Annotated in this window: 13 protein-coding genes; 8 read left to right on the forward strand and 5 right to left on the reverse strand. The window is 39.6% G+C overall.

The genetic code is table 11. The features are described 5' to 3' along the window. Positions 1-444: 444 nt before the first annotated feature. Both ACFSKV_RS06630 and ACFSKV_RS06635 read right to left on the reverse strand, forming a co-directional pair. Positions 445-1512, reverse strand: a complete 1068-nt coding sequence (locus ACFSKV_RS06630) for an agmatinase family protein (RefSeq protein ID WP_380801149.1) — start codon at positions 1510-1512, stop codon at positions 445-447. Positions 1513-1607: 95 nt separating this feature from the next. Next, on the reverse strand, positions 1608-2081 hold the full coding sequence (locus ACFSKV_RS06635) for a SixA phosphatase family protein (protein WP_380801150.1): 474 nt from the start codon (positions 2079-2081) through the stop codon (positions 1608-1610). A gap of 166 nt (positions 2082-2247) precedes the next feature. Here ACFSKV_RS06635 and topA point away from each other — a divergent pair, with 166 nt between their 5' ends. The 3 genes from topA to ACFSKV_RS06650 all read left to right on the forward strand — a co-directional run bounded on the left by topA (position 2248) and on the right by ACFSKV_RS06650 (position 6654). Further along, entirely contained in the window at positions 2248-4569 is a 2322-nt protein-coding gene (gene topA, locus ACFSKV_RS06640; RefSeq protein WP_380801151.1) for a type I DNA topoisomerase, read from the forward strand. A 71-nt stretch (positions 4570-4640) separates the two neighbouring features. Then, positions 4641-5333 carry an SIR2 family NAD-dependent protein deacylase gene (locus ACFSKV_RS06645; RefSeq protein WP_380801152.1) on the forward strand — a complete coding sequence of 231 codons (693 nt, stop codon included), beginning with the start codon at positions 4641-4643 and terminating at the stop codon, positions 5331-5333. Then, the gene (locus ACFSKV_RS06650; RefSeq protein WP_380801153.1) at positions 5326-6654 is read left to right on the forward strand and encodes a flavin-containing monooxygenase; all 1329 of its coding nucleotides are present in this window, start codon (positions 5326-5328) and stop codon (positions 6652-6654) included. Before ACFSKV_RS06645 ends, ACFSKV_RS06650 begins: the two co-directional genes overlap by 8 nt. A 23-nt stretch (positions 6655-6677) precedes the next feature. On the opposite strand, the gene ACFSKV_RS06655 is transcribed toward ACFSKV_RS06650, so the two are convergent. Together ACFSKV_RS06655 and ACFSKV_RS06660 are read right to left on the reverse strand one after the other, a co-directional pair. After that, entirely contained in the window at positions 6678-7280 is a 603-nt protein-coding gene (locus ACFSKV_RS06655; protein WP_380801155.1) for a tetratricopeptide repeat protein, read from the reverse strand. 22 nt (positions 7281-7302) lie between these two features. Then, complete coding sequence (locus ACFSKV_RS06660; RefSeq protein WP_380801156.1) at positions 7303-8121, reverse strand: 2,3,4,5-tetrahydropyridine-2,6-dicarboxylate N-succinyltransferase; 819 nt, start codon at positions 8119-8121, stop codon at positions 7303-7305. A 32-nt stretch (positions 8122-8153) separates the two neighbouring features. On the opposite strand from ACFSKV_RS06660, the gene ACFSKV_RS06665 reads away from it, so the two are divergent. The 4 genes from ACFSKV_RS06665 to mnmE all read left to right on the forward strand — a co-directional run bounded on the left by ACFSKV_RS06665 (position 8154) and on the right by mnmE (position 12684). Next, positions 8154-9296, forward strand: coding sequence for a glycosyltransferase (locus ACFSKV_RS06665; RefSeq protein WP_380801157.1), 1143 nt, complete (start codon positions 8154-8156; stop codon positions 9294-9296). Between the two features lie 530 nt (positions 9297-9826). Continuing rightward, complete coding sequence (locus tag ACFSKV_RS06670; protein ID WP_380801382.1) at positions 9827-10486, forward strand: metal-dependent transcriptional regulator; 660 nt, start codon at positions 9827-9829, stop codon at positions 10484-10486. Positions 10487-10849: 363 nt separating this feature from the next. Further along, positions 10850-11302: a thioredoxin family protein gene (locus tag ACFSKV_RS06675; RefSeq protein ID WP_380801159.1), complete on the forward strand. Its 453-nt coding sequence runs from the start codon at positions 10850-10852 to the stop codon at positions 11300-11302. Beyond that, the gene (gene mnmE / locus ACFSKV_RS06680; RefSeq protein WP_380801160.1) at positions 11302-12684 is read left to right on the forward strand and encodes a tRNA uridine-5-carboxymethylaminomethyl(34) synthesis GTPase MnmE; all 1383 of its coding nucleotides are present in this window, start codon (positions 11302-11304) and stop codon (positions 12682-12684) included. The genes ACFSKV_RS06675 and mnmE overlap by 1 nt, the downstream gene beginning before the upstream one ends. A 127-nt stretch (positions 12685-12811) precedes the next feature. Here mnmE and ACFSKV_RS06685 read toward each other — a convergent pair whose 3' ends face one another. Continuing rightward, positions 12812-13369: a CIA30 family protein gene (locus tag ACFSKV_RS06685; protein ID WP_380801161.1), complete on the reverse strand. Its 558-nt coding sequence runs from the start codon at positions 13367-13369 to the stop codon at positions 12812-12814. Between the two features lie 241 nt (positions 13370-13610). Here ACFSKV_RS06685 and ACFSKV_RS06690 point away from each other — a divergent pair, with 241 nt between their 5' ends. Then, the gene (locus tag ACFSKV_RS06690) at positions 13611-14897 is read left to right on the forward strand and encodes a mandelate racemase/muconate lactonizing enzyme family protein (RefSeq protein ID WP_380801162.1); all 1287 of its coding nucleotides are present in this window, start codon (positions 13611-13613) and stop codon (positions 14895-14897) included. Positions 14898-14946 lie beyond the last annotated feature (49 nt).

The raw sequence follows: 14946 nt of genomic DNA on the forward strand, positions 1-14946 counted from the left end.
AATCCAAAACCCAAAATCCAAAATCAAAAATCAAAATAAATAATTACTAATTAACCAATTACAAATTACCAATTCTCAAGGGATCTTACTCTCAGGAAGCTGATTCATTAAGCAAGAACCTTTGTGGAACTTTTTGTCTTTTGCGGGCTATATTTTTTATCCCACAAAGCCACAAAGATCAATCACAAATATTGGTGTGTCCTGAGAGGCTATATGGGGTCCATTTTATGCGCTCTCTGAGAGAAAAATTATTACCCGCAAAGAAATCCAAGGGTTTGAAATTAACAATTACAAATTGCCCATGGAATGGCTATTCCAAAAACTTTAGCCTTTCAAGAAGACCTTTTGTGTCCTTTTGTTCACTTTTGTGGTTCGAAAAAAACCCTTAATGAAAACCTTAATCCCTTAACTGAATGGTTATCACAATTTCGCCTTCAGAAACCACTACTTCATATTCAACTTCCCTTGGGATACACCTAATAGGTTGGCCATTCTGTACAACACCCTCGCCCCCACATTACCGTCCCATTCATCTCCCTCCGGACCTGGAGCGACTTCTACAAGGTCAAAACCAATGATCTTTTTTCCTGATTTGACTACCTGTTTCATCAAATAAAGGATCTGATCCATCTCAAATCCTCCGGCTACAGGTGTCCCGGAATGCGGACAAAGTTTTGGATCAAGTCCATCTATGTCAATCGTGATATAGACTTCAGAAGGCAATTGCTCTACAATATCATCGCAAATGATTTTCCATGCCTTTCCTTCATACATTTCTTCTTTGATATCCTTATCATAAAAAGTTTGGATCCGGTTATTTTCTTTAGCCAAAATTGCCTCCTCCTGACAATAATCCCGGATTCCAACCTGAACCAACTTACTTACCTGCGGTAATTTTAATGCATTATAGGCAATTGAGGCATGTGAAAATTCAAAATTCTCATAGGATTTCCTCAAGTCAGCATGTGCGTCAATCTGCAGTATTCCAAAACTTTCGTATTGATCACTTAAAGCTTTCATTAAACCAAGAGGCGTACTATGATCTCCTCCTAAAAGGGCAACCAATTTTCCCTGATTCAGGTACTTTCTTGCCTGTTCATACACCCAATCGTTCAACTCTTTGGAAGCTTTGTTGATAATGTCCGGTACTGCAGCAAATCTTTCTGACAAATCATTGGGAGAGCCTGATTCCAACCATTCTATATAATTCCTGGACAAAATCCTATAACTATCGCTTTTATTAGCCAAATCTTCAGGGATTGGAAGCATATAAATTCCCATTTTCCAGGCATCATGGATGTCATCCTGGAATAAATCCACCTGGTAAGAAGCATTCAATACTGCTTCAGGCCCACGAGCTGTTCCTGGTGAATAAGAAACGGTAACTTCCCAAGGCACAGGTATGATTATGAGATCGGAGGTTTCCTCATTGAAAGGTAGTCCAAAAATTCCTCCTTTCGAGCTGACTCCGTTTGGGTCAAATTTTTCAATTAATCTATGCTTTAATGACATTTTATATTTGGGTTAATTCAAAATAAATCCTTTACATCTAGAACATATAATCCATTTCCTGTTCAAAGAAAGGCAAAAGGCTTTAGACTTTAAAATTATTGCAGGATTTCCACTAATGTGCCTGTATGCCTGCCTATTTCTTTCCAATTATTGACATGAATTTCAATTTTAGCCATCATTCCTGGCTGTAGATTGATAAATTCCTCTCCTGTCAGATAAGAAATTAAGGTAGAAATAGTTGGATTGTGTCCTACTACAAGTAAATTAAACACATCTCCTTCATTGATTTTATTGATAATGGTCAATACCTGATGGGGATCGGCCTCATATAATTCTCTTAAAAAATGAGTTTTTTTTACCAGTAGACTATGGGTAAGGATTTCGGTACTTTGTTTTGTCCTTTTGGCATTGCTGCTCAATATCAAATCAAACCTGATTTGATCCTTTTTTAGGAGAAGCGCAAGTCTGGAAATCTGGGTTTGTCCTCTGATAGTCAGTTCCCTGGAAATATCCCCTTCCGGTCCTGAACCGAATTCCGCTTCAGCATGCCTTAATAGAAACAACTTCATTTGTTTGGACATTCAATTTAAATAAGAATTGGACCTTTAACATACGAAATTATCACATGTAAGATTTGATGAATGGTATTTAAATTTGGATAGGAATTTTATGCCCTCTATTTTTAGGGTTTTATTTGGTTAGCTTCTGCGACCCTTTCTTTTAAAATGAACGAGTATGTCAAAAAATTTAGTCATCGTTGAGTCACCTGCCAAGGCAAAAACCATCGAGGGGTATTTGGGAAAAGATTATAAAGTCGCTTCAAGCTATGGCCACGTTCGTGACCTTCCCAAAGGAGATAAGGCAATTGATATCAATAATAGATTTAAACCCACTTACGAAGTAACTGCAGATAAAAAAGAAGTAATCAAGCAGTTAAAAGGTTTAGTGAAGGATGCCGATACCATTTTCCTGGCAAGTGATGATGACCGTGAAGGAGAAGCCATATCCTGGCATCTCAAGGAAGTTTTGAAGCTTAAAGATGAAAATACCAAAAGGATTGTTTTCAGGGAAATCACCAAAAATGCGATTACTAAAGCCATCCAAAACCCGAGAAATATTGACATAGACCTAGTTAATGCGCAGCAGGCCAGAAGAATTTTGGATAGATTGGTAGGTTTTGAACTATCTCCAATTCTTTGGAAAAAAATTAAAACAGGTTTATCTGCCGGAAGGGTTCAATCAGTGGCAGTCCGTCTCATTGTTGAAAGAGAAAGAGAAATTGAAAAATTCAATAGCAAATCCTCATACAAAATAACTGCTATTTTTGATGTAAAAGGAAAATCACTATCGGCAGAACTTCCCAAGAAATTTGAGACCCGTGAAGAAGCTGAAGCTTTTTTGAAAAAATGTCTGGGTGCTGATTTCAAAATTGAAAACCTCGAAACAAAGCCGGGTAAAAAATCCCCTGCGCCACCCTTTACCACATCGACATTACAGCAAGAGGCAAGCAGAAAGCTATATTTTTCAGTTGCCCAGACCATGTCTGTAGCCCAAAAGCTATATGAAGCAGGCAAAATAACCTATATGAGGACAGACAGTGTCAATCTTTCTGAGGATGCCATGCAGTCTGCCAAAAATGAAATCAATTCAGCTTACGGGCCTGATTTCCATCAGGCAAGAAAATTCACAACCAAAACAGAAGGAGCTCAGGAAGCCCATGAAGCCATTAGGCCAACAGATTTTTCAAAGCATGAAATTTCAGGGGACAGAAATGAGCAAAGATTGTATGAACTGATATGGAAAAGGGCCATTGCTTCCCAAATGGCCGATGCCAAACTGGAAAAAACCATTGCGACTATAGGGATATCCACCACTCCTGAAAAATTAGTTGCCAGTGGAGAAGTGATCAAATTTGAAGGATTCCTTAAAGTTTACCTGGAAAGTACAGATGATGAACCGGAAGATGAGGAAAGTGAAAATAAAGGATTGCTTCCACCATTGAATGTGGGACAGCTATTGGATCTTATTGAGATGAAGGGACGGGAAACCTTCAGCAGACCTGCCCCTAGGTATACAGAAGCTTCCTTGGTAAAAAAACTGGAAGAAATGGGAATAGGAAGACCCTCTACCTATGCACCTACTATTTCAACCATTCAAAAAAGGGACTATGTGGTCAAGGAATCCAAAGAGGGAACAGAGAGAAAATATGTCGAAATGAAGATTTCCAAGGGGCAGTATTCCAAAACAGAAAAAACGGAAATCACCGGTGCAGATAAAAACAAACTTTTTCCCACCAACATGGCAATGGTGGTCAATGATTTCCTGGTAGAGCATTTCCCCAATGTGATTGATTATTCCTTTACGGCCAAAGTGGAAAAAGAATTTGATGATATAGCTCATGGAGGGCAGGATTGGCAGGACATGATTGGCAACTTTTATGGTAAATTCCATAAAAGGGTTGAAGAAACAGCAAATGTAGCCAGGGCTGATGTCAACAGTTCAAGAGATCTTGGGATAGACCCCAAGTCAGGGAAAAATGTGATAGCCAGGTTGGGTAGATTTGGCCCCTTGGTTCAAATCGGAGACCAGGAGGATGAAGATAAACAGTTCGCAAGTATGAAAAAGGGACAGTTTATTGAAAATATCACTTTGGAAGAAGCCCTTGAACTATTCAAATTACCCAGGGATTTGGGCCTGTTTGAAGACAAAAAAATGGTAGTGGGTGTTGGAAAATTCGGTCCATACATCCGTCATGATAATAAATTTGTTTCCCTGAAAAAAGATCAGGATCCCTTAGGAATTACTGAGGAGGAGGCCATTCAGTTGATTTTGGAAAAAAGGGAAGCAGATGAAAAGAAACATATCAAGACCTTTGAAGAGAATCCAGAGATACAGATATTAAATGGAAGATGGGGTCCCTATATCAAGTTTGGCAAAGACAATTTTAAGATTCCAAAAGGAAAAGAAGCTGAAAGCTTAACTTATGATGAAACTTTAAAAATAATTGAAAGTCAACCAGTTAAAAAGACAGGAAGATTTACCAAGAAAAAAGTCTAATCAGGATTTTTGAAACCTTAACCTGTGTTTTGGTTGTCATTTTTTTTTAAGTTTAAAAGAAAAATTCTGACATGAAAAAACTGGTGGTGCTCACAGGAGCAGGTATCTCTGCTGAAAGCGGTATCAGTACATTCCGAGACAGTGGCGGATTATGGGAAGGGCATGATATCATGGAAGTAGCCTCTCCTGAAGGCTGGAGAAAAAACCGGGAATTGGTTCTGGACTTTTACAATAAAAGGCGCATGCAAGCGCTTACATGTTCTCCCAATGAAGCACACTTGGAACTGGCCCGTCTGGAAGAACATTTTGATGTCACCATTGTTACCCAAAATGTGGACAATCTTCATGAAAAGGCAGGGTCATCCAAAATTATCCATCTTCATGGGGAACTGTTCAAATCCCAAAGCACTTTAGACCCTTCTTTGGTATATGAAATGGAAGGTTGGGAATTAAAATTAGGGGATAAATGCCAAAAAGGAAGCCAGTTGAGGCCTTTTATCGTGTGGTTCGGGGAAATGGTACCTATGATGGAACCTGCCATAGAAGCAGCGATGGAGGCCGATATCTTTGCTGTAATCGGTACCTCTATGTTAGTTTATCCTGCAGCTGGATTGATCCAATACGCAAACAAAAGTATACCCAAATACATCGTTGATGTAAAAATCCCACAAACAGGTTATATTGAAAACCTAAAAAAAATCGAAGCTCCTGCTTCACTGGGAACAAAAAGCATGTCAGAAGAAATCAAAAAAATGTATGTCTAAAAAAATTGCTGTTATAGGGGTTGGACCATCTGGTATCACTGCTTTAAAAAATCTCTTGGATTTGGGTCTGAACGCCATAGCCTTTGACCGAAACCAGGATGTTGGAGGCAATTGGATCTTTTCAGAAAATGAGTCCCATTCCAGTGTATTTGATACTACCCATATTATCAGTTCCAAAACCCTTTCCCAATATGCCGATTTCACTTTTGATGATTTTGATCCCCAAACAGCCGATTATCCTTCCCATGACGAGCTAAGGAGGTATTTTCAGGCTTATGCCCATAAGTTCCATCTATACCAACACATTCGGTTCAATACCCTTGTCATCCACTGTGAAAGGGTAAATGATCAGGAATGGGTGGTTACCACAGAAACAGATGGGATTCAAAAAACAGAATCATTTACCGATCTGGTGGTCTGCAATGGTCACCATTGGAATCCCAGATGGCCCCAATACCCTGGTGATTATACAGGAGAATTCGTCCACTCCCATTCCTTCAAAAAAGCAGATCCTTTTAAAGACAAAAGGGTATTGGTGATCGGTGGAGGAAATTCTGCCTGCGATGTGGCTGTGGAAACCAGCCGTGTGAGCAAAATGACTGCCATTTCCTGGAGAAGGGGCTACCGTATCATTCCCAAATTTTTCTTTGGACAGCCCTCCGATAAAATCGGGGAAAAAAGTTCCTGGATTCCGCTCAAAATAAGAAGTTTCTTTTTTGACCTGCTCCTGAAAGTAATGGTCGGGGACAATAAATTGTATGGTTTAAGGCCGGTTGAAAATAAATTCGGGGAAATCCACCCTACCATCAATGATGAATTACTATATAAAATCAGACATGGAAAAGTAAAACCAAGAATGGATATAAATAGACTTTCCGGGAAAAAAGTAATATTTGAAGATGGTTTGGAAGAGGAATATGATGCCATTATAGCCTGTACCGGTTATTACCTCTCCCACCCTTTCTTTGATCAGGATTTGATTGATTACAGTAAAGGGCCAGTACCTTTGTACCTGAAAATGTTCCACCCTGAATATAAAAACCTTTACTTTATCGGGATGTTTCAGCCTTTGGGCTGTATTTGGCCTGGAGCGGAACTTCAGGCTAAAATCATGGCAAGAGAATTGGCAGGATTATGGCAAAGGCCGGAGAATATCAAAGAATTGTGTGAACTGGAAATCAAGAAGCCGCATTATAAACAGATCAATACGCCAAGACATACCATAACAGTTGATTTTCACAAATTTAAACGGGATCTGTTAAAACATCTTCCCAAAGATTACATTTCAAAGCATCCAAAAATCCAAAAAGTGGAAATATAAAAAAAGCCGGCAATCCGGCTTTTTTATTTACAATATCTATTTATTGCTTCCTCAGCATCTGCATAATTCAGTTTTACGGCGGCCCTCAGGTCATCACATCCTGATTTTTTCTTGTCCGTAGCAATTTTGAGCATGCCCCGATAATAATAGGCCATTCCAAAATTCTTATCCATTTTAATGGCAGCACTATATTCCTTATAAGCCTCATTGGTATTGCCTATCTGATGCAGGGCTCTTCCTTTCATGAAATAGGCCATTGCGGGTGCCCCGGGCACTTCCACGGCATAAGAAGCATATAACAGGGCATTATTATGCTTTTTCTGCTTTTGGTATACATTCGACAAGCTAAGCAAAACCTGGGTATTTTTGGAATCCTGCTCAAGAGCCAAAAGAAAATCCTTTTCTGCCTTTTCCAAATTACCCAATTCCTCATTTGCCCTTCCCCTATTGTATAGGGCTTTTACATTTTTGGGTTTAGAAGAAAGAAAATTATCGTAGGCTGCAATTGCCGCCTCATATTCTCCCTGACTGAATAAAACATCACCCTTATTTGAATTTCCATTGGAACAAGAAATCAAGAACATTATGCCTATAAGGGAGGCAAAACCCCAATTCAAAACTCTCATTATGCTTTTTAAATCTTATATATTAAACGGCAACATTATTCTCACGTAATGCATCGTTTAGGGAAGTTTTCAGGTCAGTGGATGCTTTCCTTTGGCCAATAATCAAAGCGCAGGGAACTTGGAATTCCCCGGCCGGAAACTTTTTGGTAAGTGACCCGGGAATGACTACTGAACGATCAGGAACATATCCTTTATATTCCTTAGGTTCTGAACCTGTTACATCTATAATTTTAGAACTAGCTGTTAAGGTTACTCCTGCACCGATAACCGCTTCTTTTCCAATTCTTACCCCTTCAACAATGATTGCCCTTGAACCGATAAATGCCCCATCTTCCACGATTACCGGAGATGCCTGAACAGGTTCCAGAACCCCTCCAATACCTACTCCCCCACTGAGATGGACATTTTTTCCTATCTGTGCACAAGAGCCAACTGTAGCCCATGTATCAACCATCGTGCCACTATCTACAAAAGCACCAATATTTACATAAGAAGGCATCATTACCACCCCACTGGCTAAGTAAGCCCCATATCTGGCGACAGCATGGGGAACTACCCTCACGCCCTGCTTGGCATAGTTGGTTTTCAAAGCCATCTTATCATGGAATTCAAATGGCCCCACCTCGATGGTGTGCATTTTCTGTATGGGAAAATAGAGGATTACTGCCTTCTTTACCCAGTCATTCACCTGCCATAAGCCATTTCCAAGTGGTTCGGCAACCCTCAAAGAACCCTGATCCAATTCGCTGATGACTGTCTTGATCGCAATTTCAACATCTTTTTCCTTTAATAATTCCCTGTTTTCCCAGGCTTTTTCAATAATTGATTTTAATAATTCCATATTTTTGATTGAATTCAATATTTTAACTTTTGATGTCACCTTACAAAATCCTGATAGCTTCTGTACTTAAACCACTGAAGGATGCAAGAACTTATTATAGGTTTACCTATTCACTGCGTGAAACAAATAAATACCAGATAAACATCATAGGATTTTCATCAAAAAAAGAACCTGATGAAGAAAATATCAGATTTTATCCCATTTTTAATTACAAAAGGAATCTATTTTCCCGATGGTTGACAGGTTTAACAGTGATTGCCCAAATAAAAAAGGTAAAACCTGGAATAATCATTATCTCAACTTGGGAATTATTGCCAGCAGCCATAATTGGCAAAATAATATTTGGCGGAAAATTAGTCTATGATGTCCAGGAGAACACTTTTGCCAATATACAGTTCAACAGGACCATGGCCGATTGGAAAAAGCCTTTTGCGAAAGGAGTCGTTGCAGTTTCTGAATCCCTTGCCAAACCATTTATAGATTGCTATTTTTTTGCAGAACAGTGTTATATCCATGAACTGCCAAAATTCAAACCCTATGTGGTATTGGAAAATAAATTCTACGGCCAATTGGCTTCTAGGAGAAAACCCATTCAATTGAATTCAGAAAAGATCAAATTTCTAATTTCAGGAACAATTACAGAAGTCTATGGAATTTTGGATGCTGTGGAATGGTTTAAAGTCATTCTGAAAATACGCCCCAACTCTCAATTAACGATTATAGGCCATTGCCCGCTTCAAGGATTTAAGAAAAAGATTATTGAAGCCTGTGATGTTATTCCGGCTATTACCTTAAACCTTTCCGAACATCCTGTGCCTTATGGTAAAATTTTGGAATCCTACCATCAAGCAGATGTCGTTCTCATGCCCTATCACCAGATTCCAAGTATCAAGGACAAAATTCCCAGCAAATTATATGAAAGCCTTGCATTGGGAAAACCTTGCCTTTTCAGTCCCAATCCAGTATGGAGATCCATCACGGAAAAATACAGAGCAGGCATGGAAATGAAATTCAAGGATCTGGAACATGTTACCAAAAACTTTGAAAATTTTTTAAAAGAAACCTTTTACACCACACTTCCCGGGGATGAGTTATTATGGAAAAGTGAAGAAGGGAAGTTTTTGGAAATTATGGAAAAGTTGAGAGTGGATGTGAGGGGAAAAAATGTAGAATGAGGAGTGATGAATTAGGAATGAGAGGGAGCTTGGTGGGTTTGGTTTTTTGAATTACACCGAGATCCACGGAGAAGGCACGGCCCTGCACTGAGTTGGGATTTGAAAATTGGATTTTTTTGGAGCTGTATCTTAAAAAGAATACGAAAGACCCTGTTGGTTACAAAAGTTCATAGGAAAATTTACAGCTAATAACCAACACCCCTTGCGGATCGAAAAGGGTTCTCTCCTTTGCTTCATCATACGACAGATATAATAATATTGTGGATTTCTACAATTCCGGAAACTCATATTTTAAATCCGGAAACTCTAAGGACACTCCTATCAATCAAAGTATTAGAATAAAATAAAATCTATATTTCTTTGATTTATAATAAATTAAATCATTTATTAGATTCCACTAAATATATTTTTAGATAGGGCTAAAAACAAACCCACAAACCCCGGAAGGTTATCCACAATGAATTTAGTCACTGTGAAAATATTTTTTAGTATTGTCTAAATATTTATATTTGTATCTATATTTAAACAAAATCATGGGTCTTACCTACGCAGAAGAAAATTATCTGAAATCTATTTATCACATTTCAGAGGGAGGAAAAAGAAGTGTTTCCACCAATGATATTGCTGCGTCCATGAAAACAAAGCCTGCTTCCGTATCAGACATGTTGCGGAAACTGGGAGAAAAAGGTGTGATAGAATACAGAAAATATTACGGGGTGCATATCACTGAGGAAGGAAAAAAGTATGCGCTTCAAACTATCCGAAAACACCGTTTATGGGAGGTATTTTTGGTGGATAAACTCCATTTCACCTGGGATGAGGTTCATGAGGTAGCAGATGAACTTGAACATGTTAAATCAAAAATCTTAATTCAAAGGTTAGATGAATTTTTGGGGTTTCCGAAATTTGATCCCCATGGGGATCCTATTCCCGACGAATATGGGGATGTCAGGTCAAGACCCCGTTTGCCCTTATCTGAAATTGATATCCATGGAACAGGCCAGATTGTGGCGGTAAAAGACAGCAGTGCTGCATTTCTTCGGTATTTGGATAAGGTTGGCGCCTATATTGGAGCCAAGATCAAGGTTGTGGATAAAGTGGAATTTGATGGTTCTGTGGAAGTTTTGGTGGACAATAAAAAGAATATATTTATGTCCAAAGAAGTAGCAGGGAATGTGTTGGTGATTTAAAGAAGGCGGATTTCGGAAGGCAGATTTCGGAATTGGTTCAGAAACAAGACAAAAGAAATACTTGAGGGATGACCGAAGACCGATGTGGGAAATGGAAGTTCAAAATTTTCCGTCATGTTGAGCGCAGCGAAACATCTTTTTAACTGAATATTTGAACCTTGGATTTTGAATTTCTTGGAATTTGATTTGATTCTCATATACTAGGTGCATAATACTTTGTACATGGTACATGGTACATGGTACTTTGTACATTATACATAGCACAGACCCCTAACCTTATAAATTGGAATAGATTTTGAAATGCAATGAACTTGAAATAAACCTTAATCGTTAAATTGAATCGAGAAAAACACCCAAATTCATATGAATAAAATATTTGCCTTATTTTTTGTTTTGATCCTGTTTTCAGGTAATGCTTATTCCCAGGAAAAAATACAATGGTTGACCTTTGAACAGGCAGCCGAAAAAACAGCTTCCAATCCCAAAATGGTATTTGTGGACGTATACACTGATTGGTGCGGTTGGTGTAAAAAAATGGATAAAGATACTTTTTCCAACCCAGAGGTTATTGCCTATATCAATGCCAATTTTTATCCGGTCAAAATGAATGCAGAGGATACTAAGAGAAAATTCTCATTCAAAGGACGGGATTATACTGAAGCCGCCATGGCCAGAGCCATGAGGGTCAATTCTTACCCCAACTTTATCATCATGGATGCTGCCATGGAGAACATCACACAATATCCAGGTTACCGTGAAGCAGATCCTTTTCTAAAGGGATTAACCGGGATTATGGATAAATTCGGCAGGCAATAATGAGTTTTTCCCTTCACGAAAAAGAAGACACCATTGTCGCCTTGGCCACTCCTCAGGGTGTGGGAGCAATAGCGGTCATCAGGCTTTCAGGAAAAGATGCCATTCACATGGTCAACCAGGTATTTAAGGGCAAAAACCTGGAAAAACAGGCCTCCCATACCATCCATTTAGGTACGATACGGGATGGTGATCGCATCATTGATGAGGTATTGGTTTCCTTATTCATTGCCCCAAAATCATTTACCAAAGAAAATGTGGTGGAAATTTCTACCCATGGATCTTCCTATATTGTTAATCAGGTAATCAAGCTGCTCATACGTCATGGTGCCAGACCGGCCAAGCCCGGAGAGTTTACCCAAAGGGCATTTTTAAACGGGCAGTTTGATCTTGCGCAAGCAGAAGCTGTGGCGGATCTCATCCATTCCGATTCCGAAACATCCCATCAGGCGGCCATGAATCAGATGCGCGGTGGTTTCAGCGGAGAAATCCAAAAATTACGAGCCGAACTCATCCACTTTGCCTCCATGATTGAATTGGAACTGGATTTCACTGAAGAAGATGTGGAGTTTGCCAGCCGTGATGACCTGAGGGTTTTGGTGGAAAAATTACTACGTGTGATAGAGCAGTTGATCGCTTCCTTTGACTTGGGCAATGTGATTAAAAATGGCGTTCCCACCGTTATCGCAGGAAAGCCCAATGCAGGCAAGTCCACCCTGCTCAATGCGCTTTTGAACGAGGAAAAAGCCATTGTCTCTGATATTGCCGGCACCACCCGGGATTTTATCGAAGATGAAATCAATATTGGGGGGGTGATCTTCCGTTTTATCGATACAGCTGGTTTAAGGGAAACTACAGATACCATCGAAGCCATCGGGGTCAGCCGTACCCAGGAAAAAATGAAGACTGCTTCTTTGATCCTGTACTTATTCGATTTAAGTGATACGGATATGGTGGAAATCAACCGGGATATCAACAAACTGGAAAATTTGGGTGTGCCTTTTCTTAAAGTAGCCAATAAAATAGACAAGGCCAATCCCCAATTTATCAATGACTTAAAAGCAAAACATCCGGATACCATTTTTATTTCTGCAGGTCAGAAGGAGAATCTGGATTTATTGAGAAACCGGATACTTGAATTGGTCAATTTAGACAAGTTCAGAACCGGAAATACCATAGTCACCAATATCCGACATTACGATTCCCTGGTCAAAACCCGTCAGTCCCTTCTCGATGTGCTGACCGGTTTGGATAACCATATCACCAATGATTTCCTGGCCATGGATATCCGAAGATCGCTGCACTACCTCGGCGAGATCACAGGTGAGATCACTACAGATGATCTCTTAGCAAATATATTTTCGAAGTTTTGTATCGGAAAGTAAAACCTTTGAGTACGCCACGGCGCACTCGAAGGTTTATTTTTTTAACACAGATTCACCAGGATTAACTCGGATTTTTTTTGATGAAAAATTAACCACAGATAAACGCTGATGAACTCAGATTCGGATTTCAATAAAACTTCACATAATCAATCCACAACTGAAAACTCCCCTCCTGCTTATCTGCTAAAATAAAGCCTATCCTTTGAATACCTTTCAAAGCCTTGGGGTCTATGCCCTGCTGCAGTGTATTTCCCATTCTGCTGATTTCCAAATCCTTTAAGGGAATGGTGAGAATTTTCCAGTCTTTGGACTTTGCAGCAAACTTTGCCCTGAATTTGGGAAGGTAAAATGGGGTTTCTTTTTCTATCAGTAACTCAAACTTCCGGTCGGTATCCGATTTGAAGCGGATTTCACAGTATTGATAAGCGGATAGGTCATAATTGCCCAAAGGACAGCGCAAGGAAACAAAACCTCCATTGTTTTTCAGGGAAACATTCCCGGTAAAAAGCACCGCATCTCCTTCCAATGTAGCTTTGGATTGGGAAAGACCTCCCATCACCCCATCGTTGATGATGCTCCACCTTCCAAAATCTTTATTTTCCCCAAAATCAAATACCAAGGGTTCTTTCATTTCATTCAAACTTACATTGAACAATATAATCCAAAATACCAGATACTGCCACATACTTTGGAAAGCGGTTTAACCCATCTTTTGTTTGAATTGCATTTATCCTGTTTAATGGATTTTATACCTCAACCAGAATAACAAAATTAAGTATAGTCTAATTCATACTTAATTCCTTTGAAATACCTCCATTTATTATTTTATAAAATATTAAATGGTATTTATGTAAAAATCAGACTTTTTAATTACCGTTGTTCTTATATTAAGAATTTATCCCTCAAACCCAAAACCCACACTGAAAATGAAACATTTACATCATTCCGGCAGACGGCAGTTTTTAAAAAATGCAACAGTTAGCACCTTGGGTGCTATTGGAGCAAGTTTTCTCCCCTTGGAAACTTTATCTGCTATCAATCAAGCAGACAAAATGAAAATCACCAAAATTGAAGGCATCCATTTCAAAAAGGATATCCGCATAGGTGGAGGTTCGGGCGGAGCAGATGGTGCTGAATTCTTTTGGGTCCGCTTACACACTGATGCCGGGATTGTGGGAATAGGAGAAACCTATCCTTTCTCCAATGGAGAATTAGGAGCCTTAAAAGATTATGCCCGATTGTTGATTGGAAAGGATCCCAGGGATATAGATGGGATTTGGAAGAGGTTTTACCATGATATGGCCATGAGGAATGCAGGCGGGGCAGATATGCGGATTCTGAGTGCCATCAACATGGCCCAAATGGATATTTTAGGCAAGTCTACCAACCAGCCATTGTATAGGCTTTTGGGAGGAAAAACAAGAGAAAAGGTAAAAGTTTATAACACCGTTACCGATTACTGGGCCATCAACAATATGAAAATGGGTACCCAAACCGCTCAGATTGTTAAATTCTTGATGGATAAGGGCATTAACGGAATGAAAATATATCCTTTTGACAGCAGTGGCGGACCTTATATTACCCGTGCTGATATTGAAAAAGGGCTGGATTGGATAAGAGAAATACGGGATGTGGCAGGCAACCAAATGGACATCTGCGTAGACTGTTGGGGAAGATTTGATCTTCCCAGTGCAAAGAGAATTGCCAAAGGTCTTGAACCCTTCGATATCCTGTACATGGAGGATGTCATGCTCATGAATAATGCGAAAGCTTATGCTGCTTTGGCTCAGGAAACCTCAGTCCCCATTTGCCACAGTGAAACTTTGGCGACAAGATATGAATACCGGGAATTCCTTGAATCAGGTGCCTGTGATGTGATCATGTATGATTTAAGTTGGTGCGGAGGAATCACTGAAGCCAAGAAAATATCTGATATGGCGGATGCTTACCTGATTCCAACTTCACCCCATACAGCTGGAGGACCTTTGCTATGGCTGGCCTCCATACATTTGACTACTTCCCTTTCCAATTTCATGATCATGGAAAGCAATTATTGGAAATATACCCATCAATACCCCTATTTCCTGAACAATGTGCCTGTGCCCCAAAACGGTTTTGTATCGGCACCAGAAGCCCCAGGTCTAGGGGCAGAGATCAGGCCTGAATTGTACAGCAGCGGAGATGCGATTGTGGAGGTCATTGCAGAATTGTGATCTGAATAACCTTTGAGGTCTTCCAGACCTCGAAGGTTTTTTCTCTTAT

It is taken from the genome of Shivajiella indica (genome assembly GCF_042683085.1).
Classification (GTDB): domain Bacteria; phylum Bacteroidota; class Bacteroidia; order Cytophagales; family Cyclobacteriaceae; genus Shivajiella; species Shivajiella indica.